Origin of the sequence: Halopseudomonas oceani, assembly GCF_963677335.1 — a bacterium.
GTDB lineage: Bacteria > Pseudomonadota > Gammaproteobacteria > Pseudomonadales > Pseudomonadaceae > Halopseudomonas > Halopseudomonas oceani.
Map to the genome: position 1 here is coordinate 184595 of NZ_OY781932.1, position 20278 is coordinate 204872.

Genomic DNA, 20278 nt, shown 5'->3' on the forward strand with positions numbered 1-20278 from the left:
GTGGTATGCTACGCGTTTTCTGATACTACACGCAGCGGACCCATCCGAGACATGACCCAAGACAAGACAACCAACCAATCCTGGGGTGGCCGGTTCAGCGAACCGGTCGACGCCTTCGTTGCCCGTTTCACCGCCTCGGTGGATTTCGACAAGCGTCTCTACAAGCACGACATTCAGGGCTCGATCGCCCACGCCACTATGCTGGCCAAGGTAGGCGTACTGACCGACGCCGAGCGCGACACCATCATCGATGGCCTGAACGGTATTCGCGGCGAGATCGAAGCCGGGCAGTTCGACTGGCGGGTCGACCTTGAAGATGTGCACATGAACATCGAAGCCAGGCTGACCGACCGCATCGGCATCACCGGTAAGAAGCTGCATACCGGCCGTTCACGCAACGATCAGGTCGCCACCGACATCCGCCTCTGGCTGCGCGAGGAAATTGACGTCATCGTCGCCGAGCTGATCCGCCTGCAGACCGGTCTGCTGGATCAGGCCGAGCGCCACAATGCCGTGATCATGCCCGGTTTCACCCACCTGCAGACCGCCCAGCCGGTGACCTTCGGCCACCACCTGCTGGCCTGGTTCGAGATGCTGCAGCGTGACCGCGAGCGCCTGATCGACTGCCGCAAGCGGGTCAACCGCATGCCACTGGGCAGCGCTGCGCTGGCCGGCACCACCTACCCGATCGACCGCAGCGTGACCTGCGAGCTGCTCGGCTTTGAAGCCATCTCCGGCAACTCGCTGGACGGTGTTTCCGACCGCGACTTCGCCATCGAATTCTGCGCCGCCGCCTCGCTGGCAATGATGCACCTGTCGCGCTTTTCCGAAGAGTTGGTGCTCTGGACCAGCGCCCAGTTCAACTTCATCGCCCTGCCCGACCGCTTCTGCACTGGTTCCTCGATCATGCCGCAGAAGAAAAACCCGGACGTTCCTGAGCTGGTGCGCGGCAAATCCGGCCGCGTCTACGGTCACCTGATGGGGCTGCTGACCCTGATGAAGAGCCAGCCACTGGCCTACAACAAGGACAACCAGGAAGACAAGGAACCGCTGTTTGACGCGGTTGACACCCTACGCGACAGCCTGCGCGCCTTTGCCGATATGATTCCGGCCATCGAGCCGCGGGTCGAGGTCATGCGCGAGGCGGCGCTGCGCGGCTTCTCCACCGCCACCGATCTGGCCGACTATCTGGTGCGCAAAGGTATTCCCTTCCGCGACTGCCACGAGATCGTCGGGCATGCGGTCAAGTACGGTGTGGATTCAGGGAAGGATCTGGCAGAAATGTCGCTGGATGAACTGCGCCGCTTCAGCGACCAGATCGAACAGGACGTATTTGAAGTTCTGACACTGGAAGGCTCAGTCAACGCCCGCGACCATATTGGCGGCACGGCACCGGCTCAGGTGCTGGCAGCCGTCCAACGCGGCCGCGCCCTGCTCAAAGACTGAGTCAGGGCCTGCTGTCGCTTCGCTTACCCGCTTGCCGGCGGCCATGTATCGACCAGGCAGGCAGAGCGAACGAAACGGCGACAGGGCCTCTAACCGGCAGCCCAACCGGGCTGCCGGCCTTACTACTTACTGCTCGCGCTCGGCGCTGATCACGAAGCTACCACGACCGTTGTTGTCGTAGCTGCTCGCGGCCAACGTGTAACGACCCGCTTCCAGATAGGTGCTGATACGCGAGTTTGTTCCGCCGGCACCGTCATCGTCTTCCAGCTCTACACCATTGCCAGTCAGCTTCAGCATGGCATCAAAGTCGCTGGAGTACAGCTCAACCTTATAGTGGCCGGCCTCCCTGACGACCAGAGTCTTCTCGACACTGGCACCGGACAGCACGCCGGAAACGGCCTCGCCAGGGCGCAGACTGGAGCCGTTGCCATTGACCGCCTGGGTTGAGGTGGTCAGCGTGAACAGACCGGCACTGCCGTCTACAGTAGAGGCACTGACCCGATAGCTGCCGGGAGCAACCAGAGTGGTAATGGCCGCATCCAGATTGCTGCCGGCGCCATCGTCGTCACTCACGTCAACACCCGGCCCCTGCAGGGAGAGATAGCTGTCGACAACCGCAGAACTCATGACCACGCGCACTAGCGAACGCTCTGACACATCGAAGCTGTAGACCTTCGGGCTACTATCGGCCAGACCGGTAATGCTGCTGCCGAGTTCGATCGGACCACCGTTGACCAGCTCCACACCCTCAGGCAGCGGACGGCTGGTCACCGACAGATCGTAAGCGCCCTCTGCCGGGTCATCCAGTGCGGTCGCGGTGACCTGGTAGCTGCCAGGATCCAGCTGAACGGTCAGACGGGAGTTGGTACCGTCACCGCCATCGTCATCCTCAGCCGACACAGAACCACCGCTCAGTTTCAGCACAGTATCCATGTCATCAGACGTCATGGTGATTTCGTACAGGCCGGCCTCAGCAACAGTCAAGGTGTAGTCGTTGGCCTGATTGCCTCGGGTCAGCAGACCGAAGACCGAGTCATCCAGCTCAAGTGCGCCACCATTACGCGCAGAGACCTTTTCCAGCGCCAGCTGGAACGGACCAAAGGTGCTGGGGCCAGAGCCGCTAACGCCCAGACGGTAGGTGCCATCGGCGTCAGGGGTCAGATGCAGCGTGCCATGATTCGGGCCGCTGACCAGTTGATTGCGCTCATCGACCAGCGTCAACACAGCGCCATCGAGCGCGCCACCCTGCTGAACACGTACCAGATCGCCCTGCTTGAGCTTGACGCTGAAGACCTGATGGTGCGAGCCGTCGCTGAAGTTGACCGGACTGGTGCTGGTAATTTCGCCCTGCAGACGAGCCTTGCCTTCAGCATCGAATACCGCGGTGCCTTGGGTAGCTGCACAACCTGCAAGGGTAACCGCCATACCCAGCGCGACAGCGCCACGGGTAAGCGGGAAGGGAAGATTTTTGATAAACAGCATGAAAATTCCTTCTGGACGGATTACATCCTGAAACCGCCGAGCTTAAGCGCTCGGCTCCGTATTGGTACAGTCCGATTATGCCCGCTGGGCTCGCCAGTCTCCAGTACTCAAACCTGGGATGTGAGCCAATTCCGCACCGCTCATCCGACTGACGGTTGTTGCTGGGTAATACAGTGAATATTGCCACCGCCCAGCAGAATCTCACGGCCGGGAACCGTCACCACCCGTCGCTCGGGAAATATCCGCTGCAGCACATCCAGCGCCTCGGCATCACGCGGATCATCAAAGCAGGGCGCAACAATCCCATCGTTGACGATCAGGAAATTGACGTAGGAGCCGGCCAGACGAATCGCGGGGTCACGGGGCTGACTGCCGTCCACCGCGCGCACATCCGCGCATTCCTCAGCGGTTGCATGAATCGGCCCGGGAATCGGAATCCGGTGCACAATCAGCTCACGGCCCTGTGCATCTCGCTCGGTGGCCAGCACCTCGGCCGCTGCCTGGCAGCGCGGATAATTCGGGTCCTGCGGGTCGTCGGTCCAGGCCAACAGCACCTCGCCAGGACGAACGAAACAGCAAAAGTTATCAACGTGGCCGTCGGTTTCATCGTTGAACAGCCCCTCGGGCAACCAGATGACCTTGCTGATCCCCAGGTGCTCCGACAGTTGCAGTTCGATCTCCTCGGGCTGCAGATGCGGGTTGCGATTGGCGTTAAGCAGGCATTCTTCGGTTGTCAGCAGGGTGCCTTCGCCGTCGACATGAATAGAACCGCCTTCAAGCACGAAGCCCTCGGTGCGATAACGCGGGCAGCGCTCCATCGACAGAATCTTGCTGGCGACCTGATCGTCCAGCGCCCAGTCGCGGTAGAGCCCACCAAGCTCGCCGCCCCAAGCATTGAACGTCCAGTCAACGCCGCGCAGCCCGCCCTGTCCGTTAATGACGAAGGTCGGCCCGGTATCACGCACCCAGGCATCGTTGCTGCTCAGCTCAACCACACGAATCGCCGGATGGTCGAGCTGAGCACAGGCGTTGGCATACTCTGCCGCAGAAACCCCAACGGTCACCGGCTCAAATCCGGCGATAGCCTGCGCCACAGCAGCAAAAGCCGCCTGCGCCGGCGCCGCCTGCTGACGCCAGTTATCCGGTCGCTCTGGCCAGATCATCCAGGTTTGGCTGTGCGGCGCCCACTCGGCGGGCATGAAGTAACCATCGTGGCGCGGCGTGGTATGCAGGTTGAACATCAGCTCAGGACTCCAGTTCACCATCCAGGGTTTTGACCGGACCGTACAGATTCGGACGACGGTCACGGAATACCCCCCAGGCACTGCGGATGTGCTCTAGCTCGTCCAGATCAAAGGTCTGCACCAGCACGCCGGTTTCCGTCTCGTTCAGCTCCTGCACCTTCTCGCCAAACTGGTTGGCGATAAATGAGGAGCCGTAAAAGGTGATGTCATAGCCATCCTGCTCTTCGCGACCAATCCGGTTACTGGCAATCAGCGGCATCAGGTTGGCACCGGCATGGCCCTGCTGCACGCGCTGCCAGTGATCACGCGAGTTGATGCTGTGGTCATGCGGCTCGCTGCCGATAGCGGTCGGATAAAACAGCAGCTCCGCGCCCATCAATGCCATGCTGCGCGCGCACTCGGGGAACCACTGATCCCAGCAAATGCCGACGCCAATCTTCGCATAACGGGTCTGCCAGACCTTGAAGCCGGTATCGCCCGGGTTGAAGTAGTACTTCTCGTGATAACCGGGACCATCAGGGATGTGGCTCTTGCGATAGATGCCCAGGTTGCCGCCATCGGCGTCGATGATGGCAACACTGTTGAAGCGCGCCCGCCCGGCCAGCTCGAAGAAACTGATCGGCAGCACCACCGCAAGCTCCTTCGCCAGCGCTTGAAAGTGCTTGATTGCGGGGTTGTCTTCGACCCGTGTCGCCAGCTGCAGATAGTCCGGGTTGGGCTTCTGGCAGAAGTACGGCGTTTCAAACAACTCCTGAATCAGAATGACCTGCGCACCTTGGGCAGCGGCCTCGCGCACCAGCTTTTCTGCCTGCGCAAGGTTGGCCTGACGATCCCAGGAACAGCCCATCTGGGTTGCAGCTACGGTAACGGTACGGGTCATGACGCACTCCTGAAGATAAAAGCCAATTAAACCGATAATTATCGATTTATACCTAATCAAAATTAGACTGACAATAAAACAAAGGCCGAAAAATCGATATTTAACCGCATTTATTCCGATTCAGCAGGGGCAAGCATAGCCCTGTCTACGTCAGCCTGCCGCTCAGGTATGCCAACGCAGCGGGTTCTGCCAATAAAAATCGGTCAAGTGCCGATAGACCGCCGGCCAGGTGCCGTGTAACACCTGGGGGCACTCAAAAAAGCTCTCCGACAGCACGGCAAAGAACTCGGCCGGTGCCTCCAGCGCGTAGGCATCCAGGGGCAGGTGCTCACCGCGCTCGGCACGCTGGGCCAGATCATCCCAGGCAGCCTGCATATCACGCGCCCAGTCCGCCTGACTCATGCCCTGGTGCAACGGCGGCGAGCCGTTGGCGACCGACGAGCGCATATCCAGCGTATGCGCCAACTCATGGATCACCACGTTGAACCCGTCCGCGCGCCCCGAGTGACTCACATCCTCCAGCGACAACACCACCGGGCCGCGCAACCAGGCTTCACCGCTCAGCTCACGTACCGCTTCGTGCACGACGCCAGCCTCATCACGCCATTTTTGTCGGGTACGGAACGGGCCGTCATACAGCACTAGCGTCTGCCAGCCGTCGTACCAGTCAAGACCGATCTCCAACACCGGAAGCGCCGCCATTCCAGCGACTCGCAGTCGCAGGACATCGTCCAGCTCAACACCCTCCAGCGGGTGCAGGTGCTTGCGCAGCAGAAAGCGCAGCGCGGTATCGTGCAGACGCTCACGTTGCTCCGGGTTCAGGTGACGGTAGCAGAGCCAGTCACCCAGCGCCTGCTGCCAGAGCGCCGGGTCGAGCTCGGCCTGCACGCGCTGCAGTCGACGCTGCTCGCTGCGCGCGCGCCACCAGCGCAACAGTCCCACTCAGCGTCCCTCGACGCGCGCCAGCACCGGCGGCAGGTAGACACCCAGATACGCGGTCATCAGCCGTGTTGCTTCACGGCAGATCGGGCCCGACAGCTCACCCGACTGCTGATAGCCGACGGCGAGCAGCTTGTCTGCCGCCTGCATCGCCAACGCGAAGATATCCACATCATTTGGCAACGACGGCAGCACGAAGACCTCAGCCAGACATTGCTGAAAACGCCGCCCAAGCAGTTGATCGTGCTGCTGATCCGCCTGCCGAATCGCAGCTAGATCGTGCCCAGCCAGCAGTAGCTCACGGGCAGCCGGGTTGCTGCGGTAGTAATCCTGAAAGCGCTGTTCAATGTCGGCCACCAGCTCCATCCAGCTGGACGGACGGGAGACCGGAGGTATCTGGAGAATCGCATCCAGTTGGAGAAACAGGCGCTCGGCCAGCGCCGCCAAGACGTCGCTGACTTGAGGAAAGAAGTGATACACCGAAGACGGAGGGATGCCGGCCTGCTCGGCGATGGCATAGATCGACAGCGCACTCAGTCCGCCCTGGTCAAGCAGCGCAGTGGTCGCCTCGAGGATACGGTCGATCCGCTCCTGACTGCTGGCCCGGCGTTTAGGGGCAGCTCGACTCATACGCGGCTGCCGCCACGACGCGAATGCACCAGCGCGACGCCGAAAGCGCTCTGGCGCACCGGCCTCGCAGGGGTGCAATAAAGAGATGTGCTGAACAAATCACGCTCCTCGCGCCTTGATTGGCAAATTTTTGGTCACAACCGGTTGCAACCAGATTGTGACAACAGCCCTCAAAACGTCCGTATCAGCGACTGTCCTGCAGACGATACCACAGCAACGCCAGCGCCCGGATAGCCGTCTGCAGCGGTGCCCCCGGCGGTACCGGCAGGTGACGCCAGCGCGCCATGAGGTCGAAGTTGCGCGCATCGCCCAACACCGTCTCGGCCATCAGCTTGCCAGCCAGCCCGGCCAGCGCCACCCCCTGCCCGGAATACCCCTGGGTGAACAGCACCCGCTGGCCCAGCCGACCAAACACCGGTGCCTTACTCATGGTCATTGCTACCTGACCACCCCAGAGGTATTCGAAATCCTCACCCGCCAGCTGCGGAAACACCTGCGCCATGCGCTCACGCATCGTCTGGCGCAATGCATCAGGACGGGCATCGCGGGCGCTGGCGCGCCCGCCGAACAGCAGACGGTTATCCGGCGTCAGGCGGTAATAGTCGATCAGGGTGTTCATGTCGCAGACCGCTGCGCGGGAAGGAATCAACTGCCCGGCCAGATCACCGAGCGGCCGAGTCGCCCCGATATAGCTGCCAATCGGCATAAAGCCCTTGCGGTACCAGGGCAGCAGCTTGCCGAGGTAGGCGTTACCCGCCAGCAGCAGATGGCCGGCGCGCACCTGCCCGCCAGCCGTACAAACCTGAACCTGCCCGCGCTGCTCGCGATAGCTGCGCACAGCGGACCGCTCGAGGATACGCACGCCTGCCTGCTCAGCTGCGCGCGCCAGTCCCTGCACGTACTTCAACGGATGCAGATCACCGCCACCCCAGTCCATGACGCCGGCGTGATAATCGGCTCGGAGCAGACCTTGAAGCGCTGCGCGGTCATGGAACTCCAATCGGTCGTAGCCCAGCGCACCCAGCTCGTCCTGCCAGGCGTGCAGCTCAGGGACATGACGGGCCTTGTTGGCAACCAGCAGAATGCCCCATTTCAGATCGCAGTCAATGCCATGCCGCTCGACCCGATCACGGAGCAGATCCACCCCATCGACGCCCAGCTGCCGCACCCGACGCGCATCGGTCTCGCCCAACTCGCGTACCACCCTTGCATGATCGCAGGCCACGCCGGGGTTGATCTGCCCGCCATTGCGACCAGAACACCCCCAGCCGACATCCTCGGCCTCAAGCACAATCACGCTGCGCCCGGCCTCGGCCAGCTCCAGCGCTGCCGACAGGCCGGTAAAACCGGCACCCACGATACAGACATCCGCATCCAGCACGCCCTGCAGCTGCGCACGGGGCGGAACAGCAGGCACACTGGCCCGATACCAGGAATCATTCATCACAAAGGCTCTCGTATAACGAACAATCCCGCCGGATGGCGGGATTGTGATGGGTCACGCCCTCAAGAAAGCGCCGACCAACTCCACACGCCCTTACACGGTGTGCAGGTACCACATGTACTCAAGGTCGGAGATCGTCTTCTCAAACTCCTCCATCTCGCTTTCCTTGCAAAGCACAAAGACGTCGAGATACTCCTCGCCGATGTACTCCTTCATGACCTCGGAGGCTTCCAGCTCACGCAGCGCATCCCGCAGGTTAGTCGGCAACGACGGTTCGTGCTGGTCGTAGGCGTTACCTTCGGTCATCTCCGGCGGCTCGACCTTGTTGCTGATACCGTAATGAATCGCTGACAGCAATGCAGCCATCAACAGATACGGGTTGGCATCGGCACCAGCCAGACGATGCTCGATACGCATGGCCTCCGGCTCACCGCCGGGTACGCGAACTGCCACCGTGCGGTTATCAATACCCCAGGTCGGCGCGCAAGGCACAAAGAAGCTCGGACTGAAGCGGCGATAGGAGTTGACGTTGGGGCAGAGGAAGGCCATGTACTGCGGCAGCGTTTCCAGCAACCCACCAATCGCCCAACGCAGGGTGTCGCTCAGGCTGCCATCCGGGTTCGGTGCAAAGATATTGCGGCCGTTCTCGTCCATCAGGCTGATATGCACGTGCATGCCGTTGCCGGCCTGGTCGTAATACGGCTTGGCCATGAAGGTGGTATCCATTTCATGGTCATAGGCGACGTTCTTTATCACCCGCTTGAGCAGCACATTGAAATCACAGGCCTTCACCGGATCATCAACGTGATGCAGGTTGACTTCGAACTGCCCCGGAGCCGACTCGGCCACGATAGCGTCAGCGGGGATGCCCTGCTCATGGGCAGCTTCGATGACGTCCTCAAGAAACTCGGCGTACTCGTCCAGATCATCCATGGAGTAAACCTGCACCGAATTCGGACGCTTACCGGACATCGGCGAGCGCGGCGGCTGCGGTCGGCCGGTGATGTTCTCCTGGTCAATCAGGTAGAACTCCAGCTCAAAGGCAGAAACCGGGGTCAGCTTGAGGTCCTTGAAGCGTTCTACGATGCGTTGCAGAACATAGCGGGGGTCTGCGAAGAAGGGGGTCTTGCGGTCAAACTCGTACATGGTCATCAGCAATTGTCCGGTTGGACGCTTCTGCCATGGCTCCACCGTCAGCGTTCCGGGAATCGGCAAACAGATGCGGTCAGCATCGCCGATCTCCAGACCGAGTCCGGTCTCCTCTACGGTCGTACCTTGGATATTGAGCGCAAAGACCGATGCCGGCAATGCGATGCCCTTCTCGAATGCTTTGGCCAACGCAGAACGATCAATACGCTTGCCGCGCACGATGCCGTTCATATCGGCAATAAGAAGGTCAATAAAATGGGTTTCCGGATGCGTGGCGAGAAAGGCCTCCGCTTCCTGGATGCCTACCGGCTCACTGGGCGTGGCGGCAACGGCGGTTACAGCATCCGCTCCGGCTTGGGGCTGCATGGGATTTCACCTGTTATTTGTAAAATATATCAATCACAGAACTTACACGCTGTGAGTTAATCCGAAAGGCCCTTCGGAGTCAATAGAACTAATACCGCACAAACATGGTGCGCACTGCACTATAAAAGGCCACGCATGGCGAATATTGACGAAAATAAGTGGCTCTTGTGTTCGTTATTTTTGCTCTTTGTGTTAATTATTTTTTATTGCTATTGTACGAAAAAACGAACAACAATCGGTTCGCATTCACTTTGTCACTGACTTGCTGGAACATCAAATGTCCGCCCTACGCAAACCCGTCATTGGTATCGTCTGCTGCTCAGAACAGCTTGGCCTCCACCCGTTCAACATCGTCGGAGAGAAGTACATCCTCGGCGTTGTAGACGGTGCCAACGGCCTGCCGCTGCTGATTCCAGCCCTGGGCGAGCGACTGGACAGCGATCAGCTGCTAGAGATGCTGGACGGCATTCTGTTTACCGGCTCGCCGTCCAATGTCGAGCCCCATCATTATAGAGGGCCGGACAGTGTCGAAGGCACCAAACACGACCCCAAGCGTGACGCGACAACCCTGCCGCTGATTCGCGCCGCCATTGACCGCGGCGTACCGGTACTTGGCATCTGCCGCGGCTTTCAGGAGATGAACGTCGCCTTCGGCGGCACTCTGCATCAGCGACTGTACGAAGTTGGCGGTTATATCGAACACCGCGAAGACAAAAATCAGCCCGTCGACGTCCAGTATGGACCAGCCCACGAGGTTCGCCTTGAACCCGGGGGGTTGCTCTACGAAATTTCAGGCTGCAGCTCGGCTCAGGTCAATTCCCTGCACACTCAGGGAGTCGCTACACTGGGAACCGGTCTGCAGCCTGAAGCGACAGCACCCGATGGACTGATTGAGGCTTTCTCGGTCAGTCAGGCAACCCAATTCGCTCTCGGCGTACAGTGGCACCCCGAATGGCAGGTAACCCAAACCCCCTTTTACCTGTCCATTTTCCAGGCGTTCGGTAACGCCTGCCGGGCCCGTGCGTCGCGGCACTCCTGAGGCAGTTATGAACAAGATTGAAAGCTGGCTGAAAGAAAACAAGATCACTGAAGTGGAATGCATGGTTGGCGACCTGACCGGCATTGCTCGCGGCAAGATCGCTCCGACCATGAAGTTTATCTCGGAAAAAGGCATGCGCCTGCCCGAAAGCATCCTGCTGCAATCGGTCACCGGTGACTATGTAGAAGACGACATCTATTACGACCTGCTCGACCCGGCCGACATCGACATGATCTGCAAGCCGGACGAGACCGCCATGTTCATGGTGCCGTGGGCGCTGGAACCGACCGCGCAGATCATCCATGACTGCTTCGACAAGATGGGCAATCCCATCGAGATGGCACCGCGCAACGTGCTCAAGACCGTGCTCAAGCTGTATGAGAAGAAGGACTGGAAGCCAATCGTCGCGCCCGAGATGGAGTTCTACCTGACCCGCCGCAACGAAGACCCGGACCTGCCGCTGCAGCCGCCGATCGGCCGCTCCGGCCGCCAGGAAACCGGTCGCCAGTCCTTCTCTATTGACGCCGCCAACGAATTCGATCCGCTGTTCGAGGACATGTACGACTGGTGCGAGGCACAGGGGCTGGATCTGGATACCCTGATCCACGAGGAGGGCACCGCGCAGATGGAAATCAACTTCCGTCACGGCGACTCACTGCATCTGGCTGACCAGATTCAGGTGTTCAAGCGCACCATGCGCGAAGCAGCCCTCAAGCACGACATGACGGCCACCTTTATGGCCAAGCCAATTACCAATGAGCCGGGCAGTGCGATGCACCTGCACCAGAGCATTGTCGACGCCAAGACCGGCAAGAATATCTTCTCTAATGATGACGGCAGCATGAGTGAGCTGTTCCTGCATCACATCGGCGGCCTGCAACGCTACATCCCGGAAGTGCTGCCGCTGTTCGCGCCGAACGTCAACTCGTTCCGCCGCTTCCTGCCAGATACCTCGGCACCGGTCAACGTTGAGTGGGGCGAGGAAAACCGCACCGCTGGTCTGCGCGTGCCGGACTCTAACCCCCAGAACCGCCGGGTCGAGAACCGCCTGCCGGGCGCAGATGCCAATCCCTACATCGCCATCGCGGCTAGTCTGCTGTGCGGCTATCTGGGCATGGAGAACAAGATCGCACCCTCCGCGCCGGTCAAGGGCCGCGCGTATGAACGCCGCAACCTGCGCCTGCCGCTGACCATTGAATCGGCATTGGAACGCATGGAGCAATGCAAGGACGTTGAAAGCGTCCTGGGCAGCAAGTTCTGCCGCGGTTATGTCGCGGTGAAACGTGCTGAACACGAGAACTACAAACGGGTTATCAGTTCCTGGGAGCGCGAATTCCTGCTGCTGTCAGTCTGATTCCTTAACCTTGTAACGGTCGCTGCCGGAGGGCAGCGACACCACGGAAACCGGAGTACCGTATGAGCAAACTCAATACCGCCGAACTGCAGGCCATGGACGCCGCCCATTATCTGCACCCCTTCACCGACCACAAGGAGCTGGGTGAGCGCGGCACGCGCATCATCGAGCGCGCCGAGGGCGTGTATCTCTGGGACAGCGAAGGCAACAAGGTGCTCGACGGCATGGCCGGTCTGTGGTGCGTGAATATCGGCTACGGCCGCAAGGAGCTGGCTGAAGCCGCTTACCAGCAGATGCTCAAGCTGCCTTACTACAACAGCTTCTTCCAATGCGCGAACCCGCCGGCCATTGAGCTGGCCAAGGCTATTGCCGAGGTCGCGCCAGCGCACATGAATCATGTGTTTTTTACCGGCTCCGGCTCGGAGTCGAACGACACCGTGCTGCGCATGGTCCGTCGCCACTGGGACCTGAAAGGCAAGCCAAGCAAGAAGACCATTATCGGCCGCATCAACGGCTACCACGGCTCCACCGTCGCCGGTGCCAGCCTTGGCGGCATGTCTGTGATGCACGAACAGGGCGACCTGCCGATTCCCGGCATCGTCCACATCCCGCAGCCGTACTGGTATGGCGAAGGTGGCGAAATGTCGCCGGACGAGTTCGGCATCTGGGCCGCCCAGCAACTTGAAGCCAAGATCCAGGAACTGGGCGAGGACCAGGTCGCCGCTTTCATCGCCGAGCCGATCCAGGGCGCTGGCGGCGTGATCATCCCGCCAGACACCTACTGGCCGGAGATCAAACGCATCCTGGCCAAGTACGAGATTCTGCTGGTCATCGACGAGGTGATTTGCGGCTTCGGTCGAACTGGCCAGTGGTTCGCCAGCCAGCACTATGACCTGCAGCCCGACCTGATGCCGATCGCCAAGGGCATGACTTCCGGTTACCTGCCGATGGGCGGCGTGATCGTCAGCGACCGCATGGTCGAAACCATGCTTGAGCACGGTGGCGAGTTCTATCACGGCTACACCTATTCCGGTCACCCGGCCTCGGCGGCAGTCGGCCTGGAAAACCTGCGCATCATGCGCGACGAGAAGATTGTCGAGTACGTTCGCGATGAAGCGGCACCGTATTTGCAAGACAAAATTGCTGGCCTGGCAGCACACCGCCTGGTTGGTGAAGTGCGCGGTGTCGGCCTGCTCGGTGCCATTGAGCTGGTCAAGGACAAAGCAACCCGCGAGCGCTTCCCGGACAAGGGTACCGTCGGCACATTGTGTCGCGACCTCTGTGTCGCCAATGGCCTGGTGATGCGTGCGGTGGGTGACACCATGATCATGTCGCCGCCGCTGATCATCAGCCGCGATGAGATCGACGAGCTCGTCGCGAAGGCCTGGGAAGTGCTCGATCAGGTGGCTGAACAGCTGGGCGTTTGATCGCGCGGCCCCCGACCAGCGGCTATGCTGCCAGTGGACGCGCTACCCCGATCAGGGGCACGTGTCCACGCCGACACAGCGTTTCCAAACAATGGATGGAGAGTTGAAACGATGATGAAACATCTGGGCAAGACCCTGCTGGCAACGGCCACTGCTGTATCCATCAGTACCGCAGCCATGGCAGAGGAAGTGGTAAACGTCTACAACTGGTCGGACTACATCGCCGAGGACACCCTCGACAACTTCCAGAAGGAAACCGGTATTCGCCCGGTCTATGACGTCTTTGACAGCAACGAAGTTTTGGAAGCCAAACTGCTGTCGGGCAGCTCCGGATTCGACATTGTCGTACCGTCCAACCAGTTCCTGGGCAAGCAGATCAAGGCTGGCGCCTTCCTGCCGCTGGACCGCAGCAAGCTGCCGAACTGGGAGAACCTGGACCCGACGCTGCTGCGCGCGCTGGAAACCAACGACCCGGGTAACCAATACGCGTTTCCCTATCTGTGGGGCACCACTGGCATCGGCTACAACCCGGAGAAGGTCAAGGCCGTACTGGGTGAAGATGCACCGGTCGACTCCTGGGACCTGGTATTCAAACCCGAGAACATGGAGAAACTGGCCTCCTGTGGCGTGGCCGTTCTGGACGCACCCGCCGAGATCATTCCATCTGCCCTGTTCTACCTCGGCCTGAACCCGAACAGTACCGACGCAGCGGACTATCCGAAGGCGCAGGAACTGCTGATGAGTGTGCGGCCGTACATTACCTACTTCCATTCCTCCAAGTTCATTACCGATCTGGCCAACGGTGACATTTGCGTTGCCGTAGGCTGGTCCGGCGACATTCTGCAGGCGGCAGCGCGCGCCGATGAAGCCGAAAACGGCGTCGAGGTGAAGTACGTGATTCCGCAGGAAGGAGCGGCCATGTGGTTCGACATGATGGCCATTCCGAAGGACGCAAAAAATGTCGATAACGCCTACGCGTTTATGGATTATATTCTGCGCCCCGAGGTGATCGCCGGCATCTCCAACTATGTTGCCTATGCCAATGGCAATGCGGCTTCCAAGCCGATGGTCGACGAAAGCGTACTCACCGATCCGGGCGTGTACCCCAGTGACGAGACACTGGCAAAACTCTTTACCCTGGCAGAGCTGCCGGCCAACATCGAACGCACCCGGACCCGTGTCTGGACGCGTGTGAAATCCGGTCAGTAATACAGAAGACAGTAACAAGAAACGGTCGGCTGCGGGGCGCTCTCCCTGCACCGGCCAGAACCAAAACAGGCCTGGCAAGCACCGGCGCCTGAATCAGGAGACACCATGAAGCATCCAATGCAAAAGTCGTTGCTGGCACTGACCACTGCCGCCCTGCTGGGCGGAGCCGGTGTCACACACGCTGCCGGTCAGCTGAACATCTACAACTGGTCGGACTACATCGCCGAAGACACCATTGCCAACTTCGAGAAGGAGACCGGCATTCAGGTGACCTACGACGTTTACGATTCCAACGACGTACTCGACGCCAAGCTGCTGACTGGGCGCTCGGGCTTCGACATTGTCGTGCCTTCCAATAACTTCCTGACCAAGCAGGTGCAGGCCGGCGTCTACATGGAGCTGGACCACAGCAAACTGCCGAACATGAGCAACCTGAATCCCGAGCTGATGAAGCAGATGGAAAGCATCGACCCGGGCAGCACTCACTCGATTCCCTACCTGTGGGGAACCAACGGTATCGGTTACAACGTAGAAAAGGTCGAGGCCGCACTGGGCGGTGAGGCACCACCCAACTCCTGGGCGCTGATCTTCGATCCGCAGTACACCAGCAAGCTTTCCAGCTGTGGCATCAGCATGCTCGACTCAGCCGATGAGATGCTGCCCAATGCTCTCGCCTATCTGGGCCTGAACCCGAACAGCAGCGATGCCGAAGACATCAAGAAAGCCGAAGAACTGCTGCTCGGCGTGCGCAAGGACATTACCTACTTCCACTCCTCGCGCTACATCTCCGATCTGGCCAATGGCGATATCTGTGTAGCGGCCGGCTTCTCTGGTGATATCTTCCAGGCGGCTGCACGTGCCGAGGAAGCCGAAAACGGCATCGACATCAAGTACATCATCCCCAGAGAAGGCGCGACCCTGTGGTTCGACATGCTGGCGATTCCGAAGGATTCGTCAAACCCGGATAACGCCCATGCCTTCATCAACTACATTCTGCGCCCTGACGTAATCGCACCGATCACCGATTACGTGGCTTACGCCAACCCGAACAAGGCGTCCAATGAGCTGATTGACCAGGACATTCTCAACGACCCGGCCATTTATCCCTCCGATGAGGTGATGAGCCGTCTGTATGTCAACGTGCCACGTTCCATGGCCGGCCAGCGTCTGATGACACGCGCCTGGAGCCGGATCAAGTCCGGTCAGTAACACACAAGGGGCTGCCTGCAGGCAGCCCCTTGTTGAATCAACAGAACAACGACATCAGGTGCCGCCCCGGCGACCTGCCAATATCTTTTTGTGCAGCCTTGCTGCACAGGTGGAATGAGATCCGGAGACGAATATGGTTGGTGCAGCAGGAGCCATGAAACAGGCGATGGCCAAGGCCGAACCCAATGACTTTGTGAAGATTGAACGCGTCAGCAAGCGGTTCGATGAAGCCCTGGCCGTTGATGACGTCAGTCTGAGCATCAATCGCGGTGAGATTTTCGCCCTGCTCGGCGGCTCGGGTTCGGGCAAGTCGACGCTGCTGCGCATTCTTGCCGGATTCGAACGACCGACCGAGGGCCGAGTGCTGCTCGACGGTCAGGACATCACCGATCTGCCGCCCTACGAGCGGCCGATCAACATGATGTTCCAGTCCTACGCGCTGTTCCCGCACATGACGGTCGAACAGAACATCGCCTTCGGTCTCAAGCAGGACAAGCTGTCAAAGTCCGAAATCACCGAGCGCGTCAAAGAGATGCTCAAGCTGGTACACATGACCGAGTATGCGCGCCGCAAACCGGATCAGCTGTCTGGCGGCCAGCGTCAGCGTGTCGCCCTGGCCCGCTCACTGGCTAAACGGCCAAAGGTCCTGCTGCTCGATGAACCGATGGGCGCTCTGGACAAGAAACTGCGTACCCAAATGCAGTTGGAGCTGGTCGAGATCATCGAACGGGTCGGCGTAACCTGCATCATGGTGACCCATGATCAGGAAGAGGCCATGACCATGGCCCAGCGCATCGCAATCATGCACCAGGGCTGGATTGCCCAGGTTGGTACGCCGATGGACATCTACGAGAGCCCGGTCAGCCGGCATGTCGCCGAGTTCATTGGCAGCGTGAACATCTTTGAAGGCGAAATCACCGCCGACATGGAAGACCACGCCATTATCCAGTGCGACTGTCTGGACAAGCCGATTTACGTCGGCCACGGCATCACCACCCGCGCCCAGGACAAGAACATTATCTACGCCCTGCGCCCGGAGAAGGTCTGGGTCAGTGCAGACAAGCCCGAGGGCGAGTACAACAGCTCCCACGGCGTGGTCCATGACATCGCCTATCTTGGCGGCCACTCGGTGTACTACATCAAGCTCGACAGCGGCAAGATGGTGCAGGCCTTCTTCGCCAACTCCGAACGCCGGCTGCCCCGTCCCACCTGGGACGACGAGGTGTACATCAGTTGGGAAGACGACAGCGGGGTCATTCTGCACTCATGAAAATGCCACGCCTGACTCCGCCTGGGCGCTTCTGGGTCATCAGCGTCCCCTATCTCTGGCTGTTCCTGTTCTTCCTGCTGCCCTTCGCCATCGTGCTGAAGATCAGCTTTTCGGAAGCCGCGATCGCCATTCCGCCCTATCAGCCGATCTTTCAGTACGTCGAGCAGAAGCTCAACGTCATGCTCAACCTCGGCAACTACATCTTCCTCAGCCAGGACGGCCTCTATCTGTCGGCCTACCTGGGGTCGTTGAAGATTGCCTTCTTCTCGACCCTGATCTGCCTGCTGGTCGGCTACCCGATGGCCTATGCCATCGCTCGTGCTCCGCGCGAGAAGCAGCTGGTCTACCTGCTGCTGGTGATGATGCCGACCTGGACCGCGATCCTGATCCGCGTTTACGCCTGGATGGGGATTCTCAGCAACAACGGTCTGCTCAACAGCACGCTGATGAGCCTGGGCCTGATCAGCGAGCCGATGCAGATTCTCAACACCAATACCGCGGTCTATATCGGCGTTGTCTACGCCTATCTGCCGTTCATGGTGCTGCCGCTGTATGCCAACCTGGTTAAGCATGATCACAGTCTGCTGGAGGCGGCCATGGACCTTGGCGCCGGGCGCATCAAAGCGTTCTGGAGCATTACCGTGCCGCTGTCGAAAACCGGCATCATTGCCGGCTCCATGCTGGTCTTCATTCCGGTAGTCGGCGAGTTCGTCATCCCCGAACTGCTGGGCGGTCCGGAAACACTGATGATCGGCAAGGTGTTGTGGCAGGAATTCTTCAACAACCGTGACTGGCCGGTGGCCTCGGCGCTGGCAATTGTCATGCTGGTAATCCTGATCATCCCGCTCGTCCTGTTCCACTACAACCAAGCCAAGGAAATGGAGAAAAAAGCATGAGCAAGCGCCTTTCGTTCTCCACCCTGATGCTGTGGCTGGGTCTGATCTTCATCTACTTGCCGATGATCATTCTGGTGGTCTACTCGTTCAACGCCTCCAGGCTGGTCACCGTCTGGGGCGGCTGGTCAGTGCACTGGTACGTTGGCTTGTTGGACAACACCCAGCTGATGAACGCGGTCAAACGCAGCCTGCAGATTGCCTTCTTCACCGCCTGCGCCGCGGTCTGCCTCGGCACCCTGGCCGCCTTCGTCATGACCCGCATCAAGCGCTTCAGGGGCCGGACCCTGTTTTCAGGCCTGGTCACCGCGCCGCTGGTCATGCCTGAGGTCATTACCGGTCTATCGCTGCTGCTGCTATTTGTGGCGATGGCGCAAATGGTCGGCTGGCCGGCGGAACGCGGCATGGTGACCATCTGGATAGCGCACGTGACCTTCTGTACCGCGTATGTCGCGGTGGTGGTAAGTGGCCGCCTGAGCGAACTTGATCAATCGATCGAAGAAGCCGCGATGGATCTGGGTGCCCGTCCGTGGAAGACCTTCCTGTTGATCACCGTACCGATGATTGCACCGTCGATCGCCGCCGGCTGGCTGCTGTCCTTTACCCTGTCGCTCGATGACCTGGTACTGGCCAGCTTCGTATCCGGCCCCGGCTCGACCACGCTGCCAATGGAAGTCTTCTCCGCCGTTCGGCTTGGTGTGAAGCCTGAAATCAACGCAGTCGCGAGCCTGATCCTGCTAGCGGTGTCGATCTTCACCCTGATCGGCTGGCTGATCGCACGCAGTGCCGACAAACGCCGTGCGCAGCCGCCAGAGGATGACGACACCATCACCTGGCAGGCGGTCATCGAAAGCCGTCGCAACTGATCCATCCGAGCACGGACGAGGCAGCCAACCTGCCTCGTCCGTGCTCATCACTACGACCTTGCCCCTCCCGAGATAAAACAGTTGGCTTTGACCGCCAATCGGTTTAACCTTCTCACCGTGAATGAATATTCATTCTATAAGTGCAGAGCGTACTCATAACGTGCGAAAGCCGCTATCACGCACTGCACAACGCTGGCGATAGTGACTAGAATACGCGAATGAACACTCATTCGATGACCGTAAAAACGCCCCGTCCACGCATCAAGGACAAACGCCAGGCCATTCTCAATGCGGCCTTGAAAGTCTTTGCCAAAGGCGGTGTGAACGGCGTTCCCATGCCCGCTTTGGCCGAACAGGCTCAGGTTGGTACCGGCACGATCTATCGCTATTTCAGCAGCAAGGAGGTTCTGGTCAACGAGCTGTTTCGCGAGCAGCGACAGTTCAAACGGGACCTGCTGTTCGAAGGGCTGGATCCAAACCTGTCGGCGCACGAGCAGTTTGCTGTCGTCTGGCAACGCATGATCCGCTATAGCCGCGAACACCCGGACACCTACCGGTTTCTGGAAATGCAGGATCACCGCCCGTATCTGGACGAGCAAAGCCGCCAATTGGAACAAACGTTCTTTGCCCCGCTGGTCGCGCAGTACCGGCTGTATCAGCAGCAGGGCGTTTACCGCAGCGATCTGCGCGCAGAGGTGCTGCTGACCATGGTTTGGGGCACCTTTGCCAACCTGGTCAAGTGCGAGCGCGAAGGTTTGCTGGTACTGCAAAGCGAAGATCTGGAAGCGGCCTGCGAGACCTGCTGGTCAATGCTTACCGGCTGACAACCACCTTGCTGCCAGACCCATAACAAGAGGCAGCAATAATGAGCAAGACAGCGAAATCCCTGAGCGCATTGGGCCTGAGCGCAGCGCTTGGTACCGGAGCAGTGGCCGGTGAAACAGAAGAGCGCGTGCTGCAGATGATAGCCAGCGGCGAAGCCTATTCGGCCGACACCCTGATGCCGCTGTTCAAGCAATTGGAGCCGGTCAGCCTGGAATTCATGCTCGGTACCTGGCGTGGCGGCAAGTTTGATGGTGGTGCCGAGCCAGACCCGCTGAACTGGTACGGCAAACGCTTCACCAGCGTCAACGATGTCGAGCCTGTCCTCTACCCCAGCCCGGATGGAACCCTGCAAAACTATGACAAGCTTGGCCGTGCCCAGATCCGCGAGATGGTATTTGACGGCACAGTCTCTGCTGCGCTGATCTACGACCAGCAGCCGATCATCGACTACTTCCGCAAGGTCAACGACGACGTGGTAATCGGCCTGGGCGACATCAAGGGCAGGCCACTGGAGTTCTTCTTCCACCTGACACGCGACCAATGAAACCCGCCCCGCCGCACGCCCCTGCGCGCAGTTAACAAAACGCCGCTTTTCGGGACTGCGCC

General features: G+C 59.8%; 18 protein-coding genes. 11 read left to right on the plus strand and 7 right to left on the minus strand.

Features of this window, described 5'->3' with window-relative positions; all coding sequences use genetic code 11:
* Nucleotides 1-51: 51 nt before the first annotated feature.
* Nucleotides 52-1446 (plus strand): argininosuccinate lyase, encoded by a 1395-nt coding sequence (argH, locus tag ACKPCU_RS00805; RefSeq protein WP_321349148.1) that lies wholly within the window; start codon nucleotides 52-54, stop codon nucleotides 1444-1446.
* A 126-nt stretch (nucleotides 1447-1572) separates the two neighbouring features.
* Here the strand turns inward: argH and ACKPCU_RS00810 are convergent, their stop codons facing one another.
* The 7 genes from ACKPCU_RS00810 to ACKPCU_RS00840 form a co-directional block, all read right to left on the minus strand.
* On the minus strand, nucleotides 1573-2928 hold the full coding sequence (locus tag ACKPCU_RS00810) for a hypothetical protein (protein ID WP_321349149.1): 1356 nt from the start codon (nucleotides 2926-2928) through the stop codon (nucleotides 1573-1575).
* A gap of 140 nt (nucleotides 2929-3068) precedes the next feature.
* Nucleotides 3069-4169, minus strand: a complete 1101-nt coding sequence (gene aguA, locus ACKPCU_RS00815) for an agmatine deiminase (RefSeq protein WP_321349150.1) — start codon at nucleotides 4167-4169, stop codon at nucleotides 3069-3071.
* Nucleotides 4170-4173: 4 nt separating this feature from the next.
* On the minus strand, nucleotides 4174-5052 hold the full coding sequence (aguB, locus tag ACKPCU_RS00820; protein ID WP_321349151.1) for an N-carbamoylputrescine amidase: 879 nt from the start codon (nucleotides 5050-5052) through the stop codon (nucleotides 4174-4176).
* Nucleotides 5053-5214: 162 nt separating this feature from the next.
* Entirely contained in the window at nucleotides 5215-5994 is a 780-nt protein-coding gene (locus ACKPCU_RS00825; protein WP_321349152.1) for a M90 family metallopeptidase, read from the minus strand.
* Complete coding sequence (locus ACKPCU_RS00830; RefSeq protein WP_321349153.1) at nucleotides 5995-6621, minus strand: TetR/AcrR family transcriptional regulator; 627 nt, start codon at nucleotides 6619-6621, stop codon at nucleotides 5995-5997. It abuts the gene before it with no gap.
* A gap of 184 nt (nucleotides 6622-6805) precedes the next feature.
* Entirely contained in the window at nucleotides 6806-8065 is a 1260-nt protein-coding gene (locus tag ACKPCU_RS00835; RefSeq protein ID WP_321349154.1) for an NAD(P)/FAD-dependent oxidoreductase, read from the minus strand.
* Nucleotides 8066-8158: 93 nt separating this feature from the next.
* A complete protein-coding gene (locus ACKPCU_RS00840) occupies nucleotides 8159-9580 on the minus strand; it encodes a glutamine synthetase family protein (RefSeq protein ID WP_104738028.1) in 1422 nt (473 codons plus the stop codon).
* A 277-nt stretch (nucleotides 9581-9857) separates the two neighbouring features.
* Between ACKPCU_RS00840 and ACKPCU_RS00845 the strand changes: the two genes are divergently transcribed.
* The 10 genes from ACKPCU_RS00845 (at nucleotide 9858) to ACKPCU_RS00890 (ending at nucleotide 20216) form a co-directional block, all read left to right on the plus strand.
* Nucleotides 9858-10619 carry a gamma-glutamyl-gamma-aminobutyrate hydrolase family protein gene (locus ACKPCU_RS00845; protein ID WP_321349155.1) on the plus strand — a complete coding sequence of 254 codons (762 nt, stop codon included), beginning with the start codon at nucleotides 9858-9860 and terminating at the stop codon, nucleotides 10617-10619.
* 7 nt (nucleotides 10620-10626) lie between these two features.
* Nucleotides 10627-11973 carry a glutamine synthetase family protein gene (locus ACKPCU_RS00850; protein WP_321349156.1) on the plus strand — a complete coding sequence of 449 codons (1347 nt, stop codon included), beginning with the start codon at nucleotides 10627-10629 and terminating at the stop codon, nucleotides 11971-11973.
* 62 nt (nucleotides 11974-12035) lie between these two features.
* Complete coding sequence (locus ACKPCU_RS00855; protein ID WP_321349157.1) at nucleotides 12036-13400, plus strand: aspartate aminotransferase family protein; 1365 nt, start codon at nucleotides 12036-12038, stop codon at nucleotides 13398-13400.
* 114 nt (nucleotides 13401-13514) lie between these two features.
* Entirely contained in the window at nucleotides 13515-14609 is a 1095-nt protein-coding gene (locus ACKPCU_RS00860; RefSeq protein ID WP_321351912.1) for an extracellular solute-binding protein, read from the plus strand.
* Nucleotides 14610-14726: 117 nt separating this feature from the next.
* Nucleotides 14727-15818, plus strand: coding sequence for a polyamine ABC transporter substrate-binding protein (locus ACKPCU_RS00865; RefSeq protein WP_321351914.1), 1092 nt, complete (start codon nucleotides 14727-14729; stop codon nucleotides 15816-15818).
* 133 nt (nucleotides 15819-15951) lie between these two features.
* A complete protein-coding gene (locus ACKPCU_RS00870) occupies nucleotides 15952-17088 on the plus strand; it encodes an ABC transporter ATP-binding protein (protein ID WP_321349158.1) in 1137 nt (378 codons plus the stop codon).
* Nucleotides 17085-17984 (plus strand): ABC transporter permease subunit, encoded by a 900-nt coding sequence (locus ACKPCU_RS00875; RefSeq protein WP_104738022.1) that lies wholly within the window; start codon nucleotides 17085-17087, stop codon nucleotides 17982-17984. Before ACKPCU_RS00870 ends, ACKPCU_RS00875 begins: the two co-directional genes overlap by 4 nt.
* Complete coding sequence (locus tag ACKPCU_RS00880; RefSeq protein WP_321349159.1) at nucleotides 17981-18847, plus strand: ABC transporter permease subunit; 867 nt, start codon at nucleotides 17981-17983, stop codon at nucleotides 18845-18847. The genes ACKPCU_RS00875 and ACKPCU_RS00880 overlap by 4 nt, the downstream gene beginning before the upstream one ends.
* A gap of 218 nt (nucleotides 18848-19065) precedes the next feature.
* Nucleotides 19066-19671: a TetR/AcrR family transcriptional regulator gene (locus ACKPCU_RS00885; RefSeq protein ID WP_104738020.1), complete on the plus strand. Its 606-nt coding sequence runs from the start codon at nucleotides 19066-19068 to the stop codon at nucleotides 19669-19671.
* Between the two features lie 41 nt (nucleotides 19672-19712).
* The gene (locus ACKPCU_RS00890; protein WP_321349160.1) at nucleotides 19713-20216 is read left to right on the plus strand and encodes a DUF4334 domain-containing protein; all 504 of its coding nucleotides are present in this window, start codon (nucleotides 19713-19715) and stop codon (nucleotides 20214-20216) included.
* Nucleotides 20217-20278 lie beyond the last annotated feature (62 nt).